This window comes from Lampropedia hyalina DSM 16112, assembly GCF_900129055.1.
In the GTDB taxonomy this organism is placed as follows: domain Bacteria; phylum Pseudomonadota; class Gammaproteobacteria; order Burkholderiales; family Burkholderiaceae_C; genus Lampropedia; species Lampropedia hyalina.
In genome coordinates this window covers 1-14,816 of record NZ_FQUZ01000032.1, presented here as the reverse complement: position 1 = coordinate 14,816, position 14,816 = coordinate 1, and the positions used below count along the sequence as shown (strand labels likewise).

Below are 14,816 nucleotides of genomic sequence, written 5' to 3'. Positions count from 1 at the left end.
CGGATGGGCGCGGGATGCAGGGGCCAGGCGAGAGGACGGTGCGATGCCGTTCATCCGATGGGGGCCTGCGTGCTGGGCCAGAGTGTGGCGGTGCGGCTGCGCCAGTGCTCCAGGGTTTCATGGCTGGTCAGATCCACGCGCAGTGGAGTGATGGCAATGTGCCCTTGGGCTGTGGCATGGAAGTCGGTGCCTTCGGCTCCATCGGCAACGCCGCCCGATGCGCCGATCCAGTACATGGTTTCGCCGCGCGGGTTGGTCTGCGCAATGACCCGCTCTGCGGCGTGGCGTCGCCCCAGGCGACACCAGCGGGGTGGCTGGATGTGGGCAAACGGGCGGTTGGGAATATTGACGTTGAGCAGCCACGGGGCTTGCCCCGGTGCTGCGGCAGGCTGCTGTGCGTGCAACTGCTGTACCAGCAGCGCGGCGGCACGGGCGGCACTGTCGAGGTGTTGCCAGTCCTTGTCCACCAGTGAGAAGGCGATGGCAGGGATGCCGAACAGGTAGCCTTCCATGGCCGCGCCCACGGTGCCGGAATAAAGTGTGTCATCGCCCATGTTGGCTCCGTTGTTGATGCCGGAAACCACCAGGTCGGGGCGATAGTCCAGCAGGCCGGTCAGGGCAATGTGAACACAGTCTGCGGGCGTGCCGTTGATGTAGCGAAAACCCGTGTGCGAGCGGTTCACATACAGGGGTGAATGGATGGTCAGGGCATTGGACTTGGCACTGTTGTTGTGCTCCGGGGCTACGACATCGACTTCGGCAATGTGCTGCAAGGCTTCGTGCAGAGCCACGATGCCGGGTGCCAGATAGCCATCATCATTGCAGAGCAGTATTTTCATGGTGACTGTCGGGCCAGTGGGCCAATCCGTGGTTTTACTTGATGCGCTTGAGTACAGGTCGTTTGCTGGCAGGAGCAGCAGAGGTGGCCGCCGATGGGGATGTGGGCTGGGTATCGCCCGTGGAGCCAGCGGGGACTGCCGCGAGGGTGCCGGGTGCGGATTCTGCCTCACTTTCACTGGCTTTGCGGCGAGAGCGGCTTTTGGCTGCGGTGGAGGCAGTCGTGGAACTCTTGCGTGCACTGGTTTTTTTGGCAGAACCTGGGCCTGTGCTCGGCGTGTGCTCTGGCGCGGCAGCGGGGCTGGCTGTTGCTTCGGCTGTGTCGGGTGCAGGTGCGGCTTCGGTTGCCGGGGGGCTTGATTCTGTGTTTTCGCTCGATACCGTCAGGGCCGTGGGTGCCTCGGTGGTTTCCGGTACATGGAATGCCATGCCCTGGCCGTTCTCCCGCGCGTAGATGGCCATGATGCGCCCGATGGGTACGATGATGACGCGGGGCGTACCACCAAACCGCGCCTGGAATTCGACAGAATCGTTGCCGATTCTCAGGTGACTGGTGGCATCGTAGCTGACGTTGAGGATGATCTCGCCGTGCTGGACGTATTCCATCGGCACCTGCACGGACGCATCCACCTTGACGGCCAGATGGGGCGTGAAGCCGTTGTCGGTACACCATTCATGCAGTGCCCGGATCAGGTAGGGCTGGGTGGGCGGAAGGCTGGCGGGGGTGTTCATGGTGAACGGGTGCTTTGCAAAAAAGAGGGCACAGGAAAGCGGGCTGCCACTGGAACAGGGTAGATGCCAGAGACAGCCCGCAGATCGGGCTGGCCGGATTATCGGCGCATGACTTTCTCGGATGGGGTCAGTGCCTCGATATAGGCCGGGCGCGAGAACAGCCGCTCGCCGTACTTGAGCAGCGGAGCCGCATTGCGGCTGAGTTCGATGCCATAGTGCTCCAGCCGCCACAGCAGTGGGGCGATGGCCACGTCGAGCATCGAGAAGTTCTCGCCCAGCATGTATTTGTTCTTCAGGAAGTTGGGGGCCAGTTGCGTGAGGCGGTCGCGGATATGGGCGCGTGCCTTGATCTTGGCCTTGTCGTCATGGCCTTCCAGTGCCAGCACATGCACGAACAGCTCTTTCTCGAAGTTGAGCAGGAACAGTCGCACGCGCGCCCGATCCACCGGGTCGCCGGGCATCAGCTGCGGGTGGGGAAAACGCTCGTCGATGTATTCGTTGATGATGTTGGATTCATACAGAATCAGGTCGCGTTCCACCAGAATCGGCACCTGGCCGTAGGGGTTCATCAGAGTGATTTCTTCGGGCTTGTTGAACAGATCCACGTCGCGGATTTCAAAGTCCATGCCTTTTTCAAACAGCACAAAGCGGCAGCGGTGGGAAAAAGGGCAGGTCGTCCCAGAGTAAAGCACCATCATGTTTTTTCGTTCCTTGTCCAAATTGAAAGAGCGGATGCGCCGTGGCCCTCCGCTCTGCGACGCCTATCATACAAAAAATGCAAGGGCGATTTCAAGCCCGGCAGGTAGATTGCCGGGCTTGTCAGGGGAAACAGGGCGTATCAGAGGCCATGAATGCAGACCTTCCTGCTGTGCAAGCCTGGAATTTGGCGCACAATAATTGCTCTTTCAACATTTGCTGACAGGAGGAGTGCCATGAGTTTTGTGCAGGAGTTTCGGGAATTTGCCATCAAGGGCAATGTGATTGATCTGGCCGTGGGTGTCATTATTGGTGGTGCGTTCGGCAAGATCGTGGATTCGGTGGTCAAAGACCTCATCATGCCGGTGGTCGGGTTGGTGTTCGGCAAGCTGGATTTTTCCAATCTTTTTATCCCGCTGGGAGCTGTGCCTGAAGGGATTGCGCCATCATTGACTGCCTATCGGGATGCCGGTGTGCCAGTATTTGCCTATGGCAGCTTTATTACGATTGCGCTGAATTTCCTGATTCTGGCATTCATCATTTTCCTGATGATCAAGCAGATCAACCGCATCAAGCGCGAAGCTCCGGCTGCCCCTGAAGTGCAAGCGGAACCCGCCGAGGAAGTGGTGTTGCTGCGTGAGATTCGCGACAGTCTGAAGAAATAACGGGCCTTTGAGAAGGGCGGCTCTCCAGCCGCTCTCAGAACGTGTTTGCGATCTCAGGCCGGATTGTCGATTTCGATGAACCGGTGTGCCAGTCCATATTCGGCGGCCAGTTGCGTGGCCACTGCCGGTGCGCCAAAGCGTTCGGTGGCATGGTGGCCTGCGGCCAGGAAGGCTACGCCGGTTTCACGGGCCAGATGCGCCTGGGGTTCGGAAATTTCGCCGGTGACGAAGGCATCCACCCCGGCATCGATGGCCTGCTGGAAATAGCCCTGCGCACCGCCGCTGCACCAGGCCAGTCGGCGGATGGGGCATTGTGTATCGGCGGCAATTGCGGTGACGCTGCGTCCCAGTTTCTCTTCGAGTGCCTGTTGCAGATGGTCGATGGAGGGGTAATCGACGCTGGCCTGAAAGATCAGTGACTGTGGCTCCAACGGGCTTCCCGTGCCCCATCCCAGTTGCAGGCCCAGTTGCGCGTTGTTGCCCAGTTCCGGGTGGGCATCGAGTGGCAGGTGGTAGGCGAACAGGTTGATGTCGTGCTCCAGCAGGCGTTGCACGCGCTGCTTCATCCAGCCGGTGATGCGGCCATCCTGCCCGCGCCAGAACAGGCCGTGGTGGACGAAGATGGCATCGGCCCTGGCCTCGATGGCCGCCTCGATCAACGCCAGGCTGGCCGTGACACCGCTGACCAGAGTGTGAATGCGGGGCTTGCCTTCCACTTGCAGTCCGTTGGGGCCGTAATCCTTGAAATTTTCCGGCTTGAGCAGGGTGTTGCAGCGTGCCAGCAGGGTGTCGCGATCAATGGTAGCAGGGAGATGGGTGGGCATAGGGTGTCAGGTAATCGTCTTGCGTGCGCTGCGATTGTGCCGCACATTGGCATCGATGGCCATTCATCATCCCAGGGCATGGGAAAATGGCGACCGGCTTGCATGGGCACGGTGGCGTGTGGCAGTGCGTGCAGATAATCGATGATTGGTGGCTTGCGTTGAAGGTGTCTGGATGAAAAAACTTTGGTTGCTGTTTGCCCAGTGGGTCACCGCCTTGCTGGCGGTGTATTTTGTGGTGCTCACCTTGCGCCCCGAATGGCTGGACACGGTGGGGCGACCGGCGGCAGTGCCATCGGCCGGGCCGGTGCTGCAACTGGCGCAATCGCCCGCGCTGCAATTGGCAGAGCCGGTGGCGGGCAGTCTCAGTGCGGCTGCACAGAAGGCCGCGCCTTCGGTGGTGAGCATCAACACCAGCACGATGGTGCGCCACCCGTATGCGAACGATCCGCTGTTCCAGTATTTCTTCGGCGGGGCGGCCAACCAGTCGCAGAGTGGACTGGGCAGTGGAGTGATCGTCAGTGCCGATGGCTATCTGCTCACCAACAACCATGTGGTGGAAGGGGCCGACGAAATCACCGTGACGCTTCAGGATGGCCGGGAATTCCGCGCCCGCACCATTGGCACAGACCCCGATACCGATCTGGCAGTGTTGCGCATCGATGCGCAGAATCTGCCTGCCATCACCATCGGCCACTCCGACCAGTTGGCCATTGGCGACCAGGTGCTGGCGATTGGCAATCCGTTTGGTGTGGGGCAGACCGTGACCAGCGGCATTGTCAGTGCGCTGGGGCGCAACCAGTTGGGCATCAATGCGTTCGAGAATTTCATCCAGACCGATGCGGCCATCAATCCCGGCAATTCGGGGGGGGCATTGGTGGATATTCAGGGTGATTTGCAGGGCATCAACACGGCCATCTTTTCGCAGTCGGGTGGCAGCATGGGCATCGGGTTTGCCATTCCTGCCGCCACGGCGCAGTGGGTGCTGCAAAGTCTGGTGCAGGAAGGGCGGGTGATTCGCGGCTGGGTCGGTGTCGGCATGAACGATCTGACGCCCGAGCTGGCGCAGGCCACCGGGGTGCAGGTGACGCATGGCATCATCATCACCGGCGTGATCCAGAATGGCCCGGCAGCACAGGCCGGGTTGCGTCCGGGGGATGTGATCTCTCATGTGGGCGGGCAGGAGATTCACAATGCCCGTGAGTTGCTCACCACGGTGGCGGCCCTCAAGCCGCAGGTTCCGGTGGAATTCACGGTGTATCGGGGCGCGCAGGCATCCCAGGTGCGCGTCACTCCCGCAGAGCGTCCGGCCATGACGCGCAATGCCGGGCAACGGCGTTGAAGATGGTGCGCAAGGTTGAATATCGATGAGCGAAGCAATCATTCAGACCGAGGTGGTGGTGGTGGGCGCAGGGCCTGCTGGACTGTTCCAGCTTTTCCAGTTGGGCTTGCAGGGTATCGCCTGCCATCTGGTGGAAGCATTGCCCCACGCGGGCGGGCAGTGCGCAGAGCTGTACCCCCACAAGCCGATTTATGACATCCCCGGCATTCCAGCCTGCACGGGCCGGGAACTGGCGGCGCAGTTGCAGGAGCAGTTGCGGCCTTTCCCGATTGAGTGGCACTGGGGGCAGACGGTGCAAAGCCTTGCGTCCCTGGACGATGGCCGGGTGGAGTTGCGCACGCAGCAGGGGCTGTGTCTGGTGGCGCGTGCCGTGGTGCTGGCCCTGGGAGTGGGGGCGTTCACGCCGCGCCCGCTCAAGCTCGAAGGAGTGGATGCGCTGCTGAACCGGCAGGTCTTCATGCAGTCGCACGACCGCAGCGCGGTGCTGGCGCAGCGCAAGGTGGTGGTGTATGGCGGCGACGAGGAAGCTGTGGCCCGGCTGCTGGAACTGGCGAACCTGCCACTGCCACAGCGACCCGCGCAACTCATGCTGCTGCACCGGCGCGATGTGTTCAAGGGCAGTGACGTGCAACTGGCGCAATTGCAGCAACTGCGCGAGGCGAATGCCGTGCAGGTCTGCATCGGCCAGCTCCAGAGCCTGAACCGGAACGAAGGCGGTCATCTGTCCGATCTGGGCGTGCTGGGGGCTGATGGCACGGTGTTTTCTCTGCCGCTGGACGTGTTGCTGGTGTACCAGGGCATCAGTCCGCGCCTGGGCACATTGGAGCAATGGGGCCTGGCTATGCAGCAGAAGGCACTGGTGGTCGATCCGGCCCGCTTCAGCACCAGCCTGCCAGGCGTGTACGCGATTGGCGATATGGCCAGCTACCCCGGCAAGCGCAAGCTGATTGTTTGCGCCTTTCACGAAGCCACACTGGCTGCCTTTGCGATTGCCGAATCCCTGCAACAGGCTCCGGTGCTGCTGCAATACACCACCACCAGCACCCGCCTGCTGCAACGGCTGGGCAGGCTGCCGACCCATGACTGAAATCCGTTTCATTTTCAACGTGCCGCAGAAGTTGCCGTATGCCTGCCGCCTGGTGCGCAAGAACTTCATGCAGCAGCACAGGCTGGCGGTGCTGGCCGAAGCCGAGGTGCTGTTGCGGCTCGACCAGATGCTGTGGAACATGAATCCCGTCGATTTTGTCGCCCATGCCCTGTGCCTGGACGATGCGCCTGAATCGACCACAGCCCATGACGATGCGTGGAGCCGTATCCACCTGCTGACCCAGCCTGACCGGGCGGGGCACACCGACGCATTGCTCAATTTGCTGCCCGCAGTGCCTGCCGGTTTCGAGCGTTTTCAGGTGCTGTACGAACTGGTGGCGCGCGATGACGATGCAGACCGGCACAATGCCCGGCAACGTTGGCGACATTACCAGCAAAGTGGCTGTACCATTTCCAGCCACGATTTGCTGGCCGATCCCGCACTGTGAATGCCTTGCCCAGAACCCGATGACCATGATATTTTCCGACCCAGCCACCCTTGCCATCCTGCCCGTTGCCATTGATTTGAACCATGCTGCCGATATTCCCACGCTGGTGCAGGTGGTGGAAGTGCCGGTGCTGACCGAACAGGTGGTGCTGGCCCCGGTGTCTGCCGCCGTGCTGGCGCAGCGGGATGTGGCTGTGACGGGCACTCTGGAGCAAGGGTTGAGCGATGCCGTGCAGCAGCAGATTGTGGCCTCTGTTCTGCCGCGCATCGATGCCTTGCTTCAGGCAGAAATCCAGCGTGCCATGGAGCGTGTGCTGGAGCAGCAGGCGCAGTCGCTGGCCTCGCTGCAAGCCCTGTTGCCTACATGGGGCGAGAGCCTGCGGCAGGACTGTGCCAACGTGGTGCGCCAATGTGTGCAGGATACCGTGGCAGTCGAGCGTTCGGTCGATGCCGGTGCGGTGTCCGCGTCGGTGTCGCACTGAACGCAGACCTTGCCTATAGGATGCGGGAAAAGCGATTGCGGTTGCGGTCGGCTTGCAGGTAGCGGTCGAACACCATGGCAATGGCACGGATGAACGTCCAGCCACTGTCTGTCACTTCGATGGAGGTGTCGGAAATATGGACGAGACCCTGCTCGGCAAACTCTTCCAGTGCCTGTAGTTCCTGCGCAAAATAGGTCTTGAAGTCCAGCAGATTGGCCAGTTCCACGGCCTCGAATTGCACGACTCCCTGGCACATCAACGCCATGATGACCGTGCGCCGCACCAGATCGTCGCGGTTCAGTGCCAGTCCGCGCACCACCGGCAGTTCTTCCTGTTCCAGCCGGTCATAGTATTCGTCCAGTTCGCGTGCGTTCTGGCTGTAGGTCGTGCCCACCTTGCTGATGGCCGATACACCCAGACCGATCAGGTCGCTGTCCGGCTGGGTGCTATAGCCCTGAAAATTGCGATGCAGTTGCCCGCGTGCCTTGGCCATTGCCAGGCTGTCGCCGGGCAGGGCAAAGTGATCCATGCCGATGTTGATATAGCCTGCCTCGGCCAGGGCCTGCAATGCCAGAACCTGCATGGCCACTTTTTCCTTGGTGTCGGGCAGGCGTTCCGCGTCAATGCGCCGCTGTGCCTTGAAGCGTTCGGGCAGGTGGGCGTAGCCATAAAGTGCGATGCGATCGGGCCGCAGGGCCAGCAGCAGCACCAGGGTGTGTGCAAATGTCTCGTGGCTCTGGCGGGGCAGCCCGTAAATCAAATCCACATTGATCGAGTGGAAACCCAGCGCACGGGCGGCCAACATCAGGGAGAACACTTCCTGGGTGGCCTGTACCCGGTGTACCGCCTCCTGCACTTTGGGGTTGAAGTCCTGTACCCCCAGGCTCAGGCGGTTGAAGCCTATCTGTCGCAAATGGGCCAGCCGGGCTGCATCGACGGTGCGGGGATCCACTTCCACTGAACACTCCGCATCGGGCATCAGATGAAAATGTCGGCGCAGCAGTGCCATCAGTGTGGTGAGTTGTTCATCGCTCAGAAACGTGGGGCTGCCACCGCCCAGGTGCAGTTGCGATACTTCCGGCAAGCGTGCCGGGCCGTGGTTCGTGCCGGCTTCAGGGCTGGATGCCTGCAAGTGCTGCACCACCAATGCAGCTTCCTGTTCCAGATGGTGCAGATAGGCATCGGCGCGTTCCGGGTGGCGGGTAATGACTTTGTTGCAGGCGCAGTAGTAGCACAGTTGCGCACAGAAGGGGATGTGCACATACAGCGACAGTGGCCGCTGATGCACCCGTGGCTGGCAATGCCTTTGTTGCAGGGCCAGCCCGTAATCGTCCATGCCGAATGCTTCGACAAAACGATCGGCGGTGGGATAGGAGGTGTAGCGCGGACCGGGAACATCGAAGCGTGCCAGCAGTTCGGCGGGGGGATTCTGAAAGGCAATCCGTGGGGCAGTCATGAAAGATATCCTTGAAAGGTGGTGACCGATTCCCCCGGCAGACCCTCAGTGACTTTTGCTGGGCAGGCACGGCGCACCCGCACACTGTGCGCCTGAATCGGCCTCATCGGCTTGACCCGCATCAAGTAAAACAGAAATCTCGCGCGGCCTGTCGAATGACTGGCACATAGGGATTCAGATGATGGGTCGTCGCTCCAGCTCTGCCATGCTTTGCCCGATAATGTGGCCAAGTCCCTGTTGTCCGGGACGATTGGCGACTCATCCCGGTTGCGGCCCTCGGGGCGATATTCCTTTCCTCCTTCCTGCATGAAAAAAGATCCCCCTCTTGCCATTTGTTCCCGCTGCAACCTGCGCGAGCTGTGCCTGCCCACCGGGCTCAATGCCCGCGAGATGGAACAGCTCGATGCCATCGTCACCACGCGCCGGAAGTTGTCGCGGGGCGAGGCATTGTTCCGCAATGGCGATGCGTTCAAGGGGCTTTATGCCGTGCGCACCGGCTTTTTCAAGTCTTTCGTGGCCACGGAAACAGGCAAGGAACAGGTGATTGGCTTTCAGATGGCCGGCGACATCATCGGTCTGGACGGCATCGGCAGCCAGCAGCACCTGTGCGATACCGTTGCCCTGGAGACGACCGAAGTCTGCATCATGCCCTGGGAACGTCTCGAAGACCTGTCCAAGGACATGCCCATTCTGCAACGCCATCTGCACCGGATCATGAGCCAGGAAATTGTGCGCGAGCACGGGGTCATGCTGTTGCTGGGCACCATGCGGGCCGAGGAGCGTCTGGCGGCCTTTCTGCTGAATCTGGCGCAGCGTTTGAATGCACGCGGGTTTTCATCATCCGAGTTCATCCTGCGCATGACCCGGGAGGAAATCGGCAGCTACCTCGGGCTGAAGCTCGAAACCGTCAGCCGCACCTTCACCAAGCTGGTGGATACCGGCGTGATCGCCGTGAAAAGCCGCCATGTCCATATTCTCGACATGGCCGCCCTCAAAACGATGGCCAACGCCCTGTGACAGTCCCCTTCACAGCACCGACAGCAGCATGTTGAGGCTGAGCAACAGCAGCAGAACAGCAAATCCCTTTTTCAGCGAAGCCACCGACAACTGGTGCGCCCAGCGTGCTCCTAGCGGGGCTGTCACCGAGCTGGCAAGCGAAATCAGCAGCACTGCGGGCAGATAGACAAAGCCCACCGTGTAGCTGCCGGTTTCGGTGGATTGCCCCCAGCCATTGACCATATAGCCGACTGAACCTGCCAGCGAGATCGGCAGGCCCATGGCGGCCGACGTGCCAATCGCCTTCTTGATGTTCACGTTCTGCCACACCAGAAATGGCACGGTCAGTGAGCCGCCACCAATCGAGACCAGAGCCGAAATCACTCCAATCCCGCAGCCCACCAGCACCAGTGTCGTGTTTCCGGCCAGTTCCCTGGACGGCTGGGGTTTGCGGTCGAGAAACATCTGGGCCGACGCATAGGCCATGTACACCGAGAAGAACAAGGCCAGAGCCAGGCCACTGACGCGCACCGCCAGAAAAGTGGCCAGCAGCGTCCCCACCACAATACCGGGCGACATGGTTCGCACCACCCGCCACAACACCGCCTGCTTCGCATGGTGCGCGCGCAGGCTGGCAATCGATGTCATCACAATCGAAGCCATCGACGTACCCAGGGCCAGATGCACGGCACTGTCGGCCGCAATGCCGTAGTGCAGGAAGAGGGCGGTGAGTACCGGAACCATGATGCCGCCACCACCAATGCCAAACAGCCCCGCCATGAAGCCGATGAATGTGCCCAGCAGCAAAAAAGAAAACAGAAAGGAAATATCCAGTGGCATAAGTCAAACAACCCGTCACAGCCAGCAGGCCGGTCTGCAAAACCCCTGCGGAACATTAGAACGTAAACACGTTCTTCGTGAAAAACCTGCGCCACTCCAGCGAAATACGGCGCAGGGCGAATTTTGCCCCCAATGACAGTGCCCGGTGGAATTGGGGGCAAAAGCCAATGTGATGGTGTGTCCGCCAGTGAGGCGTGCCCGAGCCGCAGGACATCGCGGTGTCGCTCGGGGTTTGCTGGTGTTATCCGGTTATGATTCCCGCCATTCTTCGATGCACTGCCATGAAAACGCGCATTCGCCCACCATGTTCCTGACCCTGCCCACCCTCCTGACCCTCAGCCGCATCGTGGCCATCCCGATCATCGTGCTGATCTTTTACCTGCCCATCAGCTCGTTCGTGGCCAACCTCACGGCCACCGTACTGTTCATTGCCTTTGCCTTGACCGACTGGCTCGACGGATACCTGGCACGTCGGCTGAACCAGACGTCTGCCTTTGGGGCGTTTCTCGACCCCGTGGCCGACAAGTTTCTGGTGTGTGCCAGCCTGCTCATTCTGGTACACCTGCAACGCATTGATGTATTCGTGGCTCTCATCATCATTGGCCGCGAGATTGCCATCTCGGCCCTGCGCGAATGGATGGCGCGCATCGGTGCATCCAAGAGCGTAGCCGTCCATATGCTTGGCAAACTCAAGACCACCGCGCAAATGGTCGCCATCCCTTTTTTGCTCTACGACCACCATCTGCTGGGGTTGTTTCACACCAGGTTGCTGGGGCAGGTGCTGCTGTGGATTGCTGCGGTGCTGACCATCTGGTCGATGGTCTATTACCTTCAGAAAGCCGGGCCTGAAATCCGTGCACGGGTTCGGGATGTCTGACGGCAGGCTTGAAATGATGAAAAACCTGCTTTTTGAAGCCATGAATCCGAGCAAAGCAAAATTCAAGCATATAATGCTATTTTTACAGGCGGGTGCTTAGCTCAGTTGGTAGAGCGGCGCCCTTACAAGGCGTAGGTCAGCGGTTCGACCCCGTTAGCACCCACCACCCGTCTTCAGGGCGAACATGCAAATGTTCGCCCTTTCTTTTTGCCGCATCACTTTCATTGCATTGCATGGGGCGCGCGGTGAATTTTGTGGTGTTTTGCGACGCGGTACCCTGCCAACGGCATCCATTGCCTTCACAATACAGACCTTCCCAAGCGCAAGGGTGGCCATGCCGTTGAACTTTTGTCGGCTGCACCATTCCAGAAGAACTGTTTTCCGAGTTTCCATCGACCGATATGTTTGAATTTATTCGCAAGCACCTCAAGCTGGTAATGATTATTTTCTTCCCGCTTGTCATCCTGGCATTTGTTTTTGTGGGGGTTGATGCCAGCATGCTCACGCAGCGCAGTCCGGTGGTGGCGCGGGTGGCAGGCACTGACATTACCCAGAACCAGTGGGATCAGGTGCATAGGCAAATGGCCGATCAGGCACGCAGGAACAACCCCGAAGTCAGTGCCCAGTTGCTGGATTCCCCCGAGCAGAAATACGCTGTGCTGGAGCGCATCGTGCGCGATGAGGTGTATCGCGTTGCCATGCAGGACAAGCACTATCTGGTCAGCGATGCCGAACTGGCACGCACCCTTCAGTCTGACCCTGACATTGCTGCATTGCGCAGTGCCGATGGCAGGCTGGATGTCAATGCCTATCGCGAGTGGGTCGCCAGCCGCTATGGCATGACCCCCGAAAGCTTCGAGCAAGGCATGCGCTACCAACTGGGGCTGCAACAGGTCATTGGAACCGTGCAGGATGCCAGCATCACCACGCCACGCCAGGCGGTCGCCACCATTGATGCGGCCTACCAGCGTCGTGAAGTGCAACTGGCTCAATTCCTGCCAGCACACTACACCGATCGGGTGGCCGTCACCGAAGCACAGCTGCAAGCTTTCTACCAGCAAAATACAGCCCGGTTCCAGCGGCCTGAAGAAGTCGATGTGCAGTATGTGTTGCTCACGCTCGACAGTGTGGCCGCGAGTGTCGATGTCAGTGAAGCCGAACTGCGCCAATATTACGAAAGCAATCGCCAGAGCTACACCCGCCGTCCCGAGCAACGCCGTGTGCGCCATATCCTCGTCAGTACCACGACCGACATGAGCACGGATGAACGCGATGCTGCCCGCCAGAAAGCCTTGGGCCTGCGTGAGCAACTGGTGCAGAATCCCGGTCAATTTGCCGAGATCGCTAAAACCCAATCGCAGGATACTGGCTCCAGTGCAGCCGGTGGCGACCTTGGACTGATGGCGCGTGGGGCCATGGTTCCTGCCTTTGACGATGCCTTGTTCCGCCTGGAGAAGGACGCGATCAGCGAAGTGGTGGCCACTGAGTATGGTTTCCACATCATCCAGGTCACGGACATCCAGGCTGCCGATATTCCTGCTTTTGAGGAAATCAGTGAACAGATCGGCAAGGATGTGCGCAACAGCCAGGCACGCAACCAATTCATCGAAGCTGCCGAACAACTGCGCAATCTGGCGCATGAACAACCCGACAGTCTGGAGCCTGCTGCGACAGCACTGAATCTGCCCATCCAGACTGCTCAAGGCATCACACGCAACGCCAGTGCAGACACAGAACCTTCTGGCAATATTCCCGCAGCCTTGCTGAACCCGCTGGTTTTGGAAGAGTTGTTTTCCAGCAAACTGCTGGAAGATCAGTACAACTCGGAAGCCATCGACATTGGCAACAACCAGATCGTCGCCGCACGCATTGTTCAGCACCGTCCCGCCCGGGTCTTGCCACTCGAAGAAGTGCAAGCACAGAACCAGGAGTTGTTCGTGACGCAAGAGGCTGCACGACTGGCCCGCGAAGCCGGCGCACAGGCCTTGCAAGCCTGGCAAAATGCTCCCGAGACGGCCGCTGAACAATTGCAGAATCCGGTGGTGGTCTCTCGTCTGGATAGCCAGGGACTTGATACGCAAACCATAGCCCGCATCATGCAAATCCCACAAGACCGTTTGCCTGCCTTTGAAGGCATTGAACAGGGAAGCCAAGGTTATTTGCTGGTCAAGACCAACCGTGTCGTGCAAGAGGCCGAAACAGGTGCAGAGGCCCAGGCATGGATGCAGCAACTGCGCCAGGCCGACTATGCCCAGGCACTGGCACTGGCCGAGACCGAAGCCTATTACGAAACCCTCAAGCAGGCATACAAGGTACAGATCCGTGTGCCCCAGCCTTGATGTTGATGCAGCCAATCCCGTTGGGTTGGCTGATTTTTCGAATGATTTGGAATTTTGGAAAAAAACAGAATATATTCGTATATAATTTCGAATTCTTCGGTGGCTGTAGCTCAGTTGGTAGAGCACAGGATTGTGATTCCTGTGGTCGTGGGTTCGATCCCCATCAGCCACCCCAAAAAATATAAAAAACGCCACTATTTTCAGTGGCGTTTTTTTGTGGGTATTACACTGCGTACCAGCAAGGGCGGAAAATAGTAGGCCAGCTTTCAAGCATCCGTGCTGGAGCAGGACATTGAGGACGACTTTATGGTCGTGGCCTTTGCAAACTTTGGTATGGAAAGCATCGGGCAGAATGAAGTATTCGATCTGCACGCCTTCCTGATAGCGCGCGCTGATAGTGTCGCCATATTCCTTCTGGTGGTCTGCATCGCTTTTGATGGGCGTGCCGTCTTCTGTCACCATGCGCCTGAAGCCCACACGGTGCAGGGTTTTGCTGCTGTGGTCGTCCATGACACGGTGCCATCAGGTGAAGCGGTCCTCTCCATGCTGTTCCAGGGAGTTGCACACACGTACCCGGGCCTTGAGGGTATCGGTATGGGAACCAGCGATTGCAGCCAGACGTGGCCGGTGGCCCCGCGAGTTTCGTCCGTGTGGGTGGTTGAGCAGGCAGGCGAAGTCAGAACCCGAAGGCTGGCCGTACAGTTCCTCGAATAGGCCAAACAAAGCCTTTGAAGGCGTGCAGGCACAGCCTTTTGGCGCGTGGGTTGGTCAGTAGCAGGGTCAAAGCATCTCGCCGCAGCGCAGCCCCTGTATTGGCATCCAGGCTTTTGGCATCGCTTTCAAACCCTTCTGACCGGGTGAAGCCCGTGATGGTGAAGTTCCCCCACATTACCGGAGGGTATAGAACACTGGATCGGCCATTTCTGGCGTTGGTTTGGAAACAGATTTCTTGCTGCCTTTCCTCCTTTTTTCAAACTCTACAGGCGACAGGTAACCGATGCCTGAATGCAGCCGGTGCGGGTTGTACCAGCCCTCGATCCAGCTAAAGATGTCGCGCTTGGCTCCTGCCTTTGTTGGCCAACTTCTCCTGTCAATCAACTCACATTCCAGACTCGCAAAAAAGCTCTCAGCCATGGCGTTGTCGTAGGCATCACCCACCGTCCCCATGGAGGGCGTTACCTTCATTTCTTTGCAACGCT

15 protein-coding genes, 2 tRNA genes and 1 pseudogene are annotated in these 14,816 nt (G+C 59.4%); 11 read left to right on the top strand and 7 right to left on the bottom strand.

Features of this window, described 5'->3' with window-relative positions; all coding sequences use genetic code 11:
* Nucleotides 1-50 precede the first annotated feature (50 nt).
* The 3 genes and pseudogenes from surE to BUE21_RS11805 all read right to left on the bottom strand — a co-directional run bounded on the left by surE (nt 51) and on the right by BUE21_RS11805 (nt 2,267).
* Nucleotides 51-839: a 5'/3'-nucleotidase SurE gene (gene surE, locus BUE21_RS11815; protein WP_073356864.1), complete on the bottom strand. Its 789-nt coding sequence runs from the start codon at nt 837-839 to the stop codon at nt 51-53.
* A 262-nt stretch (nt 840-1,101) separates the two neighbouring features.
* A pseudogene (locus BUE21_RS14250) lies at nt 1,102-1,569 on the bottom strand (ClpXP protease specificity-enhancing factor); the annotation flags it as partial.
* Between the two features lie 98 nt (nt 1,570-1,667).
* The gene (locus BUE21_RS11805; RefSeq protein ID WP_073356863.1) at nt 1,668-2,267 is read right to left on the bottom strand and encodes a glutathione S-transferase N-terminal domain-containing protein; all 600 of its coding nucleotides are present in this window, start codon (nt 2,265-2,267) and stop codon (nt 1,668-1,670) included.
* 234 nt (nt 2,268-2,501) lie between these two features.
* Here BUE21_RS11805 and mscL point away from each other — a divergent pair, with 234 nt between their 5' ends.
* On the top strand, nt 2,502-2,930 hold the full coding sequence (mscL, locus tag BUE21_RS11800; RefSeq protein ID WP_073356862.1) for a large conductance mechanosensitive channel protein MscL: 429 nt from the start codon (nt 2,502-2,504) through the stop codon (nt 2,928-2,930).
* A 53-nt stretch (nt 2,931-2,983) separates the two neighbouring features.
* Here the strand turns inward: mscL and BUE21_RS11795 are convergent, their stop codons facing one another.
* Nucleotides 2,984-3,754 carry a Nif3-like dinuclear metal center hexameric protein gene (locus BUE21_RS11795; RefSeq protein WP_073356861.1) on the bottom strand — a complete coding sequence of 257 codons (771 nt, stop codon included), beginning with the start codon at nt 3,752-3,754 and terminating at the stop codon, nt 2,984-2,986.
* Between the two features lie 172 nt (nt 3,755-3,926).
* Here BUE21_RS11795 and BUE21_RS11790 point away from each other — a divergent pair, with 172 nt between their 5' ends.
* The 4 genes from BUE21_RS11790 to BUE21_RS11775 are packed head-to-tail and all read left to right on the top strand — an operon-like array spanning nt 3,927 to nt 7,109.
* The gene (locus tag BUE21_RS11790; protein ID WP_073356860.1) at nt 3,927-5,093 is read left to right on the top strand and encodes a S1C family serine protease; all 1,167 of its coding nucleotides are present in this window, start codon (nt 3,927-3,929) and stop codon (nt 5,091-5,093) included.
* Nucleotides 5,094-5,118: 25 nt separating this feature from the next.
* A complete protein-coding gene (locus BUE21_RS11785) occupies nt 5,119-6,180 on the top strand; it encodes an NAD(P)/FAD-dependent oxidoreductase (protein WP_073356859.1) in 1,062 nt (353 codons plus the stop codon).
* Nucleotides 6,173-6,628, top strand: coding sequence for a DNA polymerase III subunit chi (locus BUE21_RS11780; protein ID WP_073356858.1), 456 nt, complete (start codon nt 6,173-6,175; stop codon nt 6,626-6,628). The genes BUE21_RS11785 and BUE21_RS11780 overlap by 8 nt, the downstream gene beginning before the upstream one ends.
* A gap of 19 nt (nt 6,629-6,647) precedes the next feature.
* Complete coding sequence (locus BUE21_RS11775) at nt 6,648-7,109, top strand: hypothetical protein (protein WP_073356857.1); 462 nt, start codon at nt 6,648-6,650, stop codon at nt 7,107-7,109.
* A 13-nt stretch (nt 7,110-7,122) separates the two neighbouring features.
* On the opposite strand, the gene hemN is transcribed toward BUE21_RS11775, so the two are convergent.
* Nucleotides 7,123-8,565, bottom strand: a complete 1,443-nt coding sequence (hemN, locus tag BUE21_RS11770) for an oxygen-independent coproporphyrinogen III oxidase (RefSeq protein ID WP_073356856.1) — start codon at nt 8,563-8,565, stop codon at nt 7,123-7,125.
* A 306-nt stretch (nt 8,566-8,871) separates the two neighbouring features.
* Between hemN and fnr the strand changes: the two genes are divergently transcribed.
* Nucleotides 8,872-9,582, top strand: a complete 711-nt coding sequence (gene fnr / locus BUE21_RS11765; protein ID WP_073356855.1) for a fumarate/nitrate reduction transcriptional regulator Fnr — start codon at nt 8,872-8,874, stop codon at nt 9,580-9,582.
* A gap of 9 nt (nt 9,583-9,591) precedes the next feature.
* Here fnr and BUE21_RS11760 read toward each other — a convergent pair whose 3' ends face one another.
* Nucleotides 9,592-10,401 carry a sulfite exporter TauE/SafE family protein gene (locus BUE21_RS11760; protein ID WP_073356854.1) on the bottom strand — a complete coding sequence of 270 codons (810 nt, stop codon included), beginning with the start codon at nt 10,399-10,401 and terminating at the stop codon, nt 9,592-9,594.
* A gap of 304 nt (nt 10,402-10,705) precedes the next feature.
* Here BUE21_RS11760 and pgsA point away from each other — a divergent pair, with 304 nt between their 5' ends.
* From pgsA to BUE21_RS11735, 5 genes are all read left to right on the top strand, one after another.
* Complete coding sequence (pgsA, locus tag BUE21_RS11755; RefSeq protein ID WP_073356884.1) at nt 10,706-11,278, top strand: CDP-diacylglycerol--glycerol-3-phosphate 3-phosphatidyltransferase; 573 nt, start codon at nt 10,706-10,708, stop codon at nt 11,276-11,278.
* A 90-nt stretch (nt 11,279-11,368) separates the two neighbouring features.
* A tRNA-Val gene (locus BUE21_RS11750) sits at nt 11,369-11,444 on the top strand.
* A 235-nt stretch (nt 11,445-11,679) separates the two neighbouring features.
* Nucleotides 11,680-13,617 (top strand): SurA N-terminal domain-containing protein, encoded by a 1,938-nt coding sequence (locus tag BUE21_RS11745; RefSeq protein ID WP_073356853.1) that lies wholly within the window; start codon nt 11,680-11,682, stop codon nt 13,615-13,617.
* Nucleotides 13,618-13,716: 99 nt separating this feature from the next.
* Nucleotides 13,717-13,792: transfer RNA gene (locus BUE21_RS11740), tRNA-His, on the top strand.
* Between the two features lie 101 nt (nt 13,793-13,893).
* Complete coding sequence (locus BUE21_RS11735; RefSeq protein WP_073356852.1) at nt 13,894-14,331, top strand: hypothetical protein; 438 nt, start codon at nt 13,894-13,896, stop codon at nt 14,329-14,331.
* Between the two features lie 174 nt (nt 14,332-14,505).
* On the opposite strand, the gene BUE21_RS11730 is transcribed toward BUE21_RS11735, so the two are convergent.
* A partial coding sequence (locus tag BUE21_RS11730; RefSeq protein ID WP_234971146.1) for an integrase core domain-containing protein occupies nt 14,506-14,816 on the bottom strand: 311 nt, incomplete at its 5' end.

Excerpts from the sequence above, each read along its gene's own strand:
- mscL (WP_073356862.1), top strand. The coding sequence starts at position 2,502 with ATGAGTTTTGTGCAGGAGTTTCGGGAATTTGCCATCAAGGGCAATGTG.
- BUE21_RS11790 (WP_073356860.1), top strand. The coding sequence starts at position 3,927 with ATGAAAAAACTTTGGTTGCTGTTTGCCCAGTGGGTCACCGCCTTGCTG.
- surE (WP_073356864.1), bottom strand. The coding sequence starts at position 839 with ATGAAAATACTGCTCTGCAATGATGATGGCTATCTGGCACCCGGCATC.
- BUE21_RS11795 (WP_073356861.1), bottom strand. The coding sequence starts at position 3,754 with ATGCCCACCCATCTCCCTGCTACCATTGATCGCGACACCCTGCTGGCA.
- BUE21_RS11745 (WP_073356853.1), top strand. The coding sequence starts at position 11,680 with ATGTTTGAATTTATTCGCAAGCACCTCAAGCTGGTAATGATTATTTTC.
- BUE21_RS11760 (WP_073356854.1), bottom strand. The coding sequence starts at position 10,401 with ATGCCACTGGATATTTCCTTTCTGTTTTCTTTTTTGCTGCTGGGCACA.
- BUE21_RS11775 (WP_073356857.1), top strand. The coding sequence starts at position 6,648 with ATGACCATGATATTTTCCGACCCAGCCACCCTTGCCATCCTGCCCGTT.
- fnr (WP_073356855.1), top strand. The coding sequence starts at position 8,872 with ATGAAAAAAGATCCCCCTCTTGCCATTTGTTCCCGCTGCAACCTGCGC.
- BUE21_RS11805 (WP_073356863.1), bottom strand. The coding sequence starts at position 2,267 with ATGATGGTGCTTTACTCTGGGACGACCTGCCCTTTTTCCCACCGCTGC.
- hemN (WP_073356856.1), bottom strand. The coding sequence starts at position 8,565 with ATGACTGCCCCACGGATTGCCTTTCAGAATCCCCCCGCCGAACTGCTG.
- BUE21_RS11785 (WP_073356859.1), top strand. The coding sequence starts at position 5,119 with ATGAGCGAAGCAATCATTCAGACCGAGGTGGTGGTGGTGGGCGCAGGG.
- pgsA (WP_073356884.1), top strand. The coding sequence starts at position 10,706 with ATGTTCCTGACCCTGCCCACCCTCCTGACCCTCAGCCGCATCGTGGCC.
- BUE21_RS11780 (WP_073356858.1), top strand. The coding sequence starts at position 6,173 with ATGACTGAAATCCGTTTCATTTTCAACGTGCCGCAGAAGTTGCCGTAT.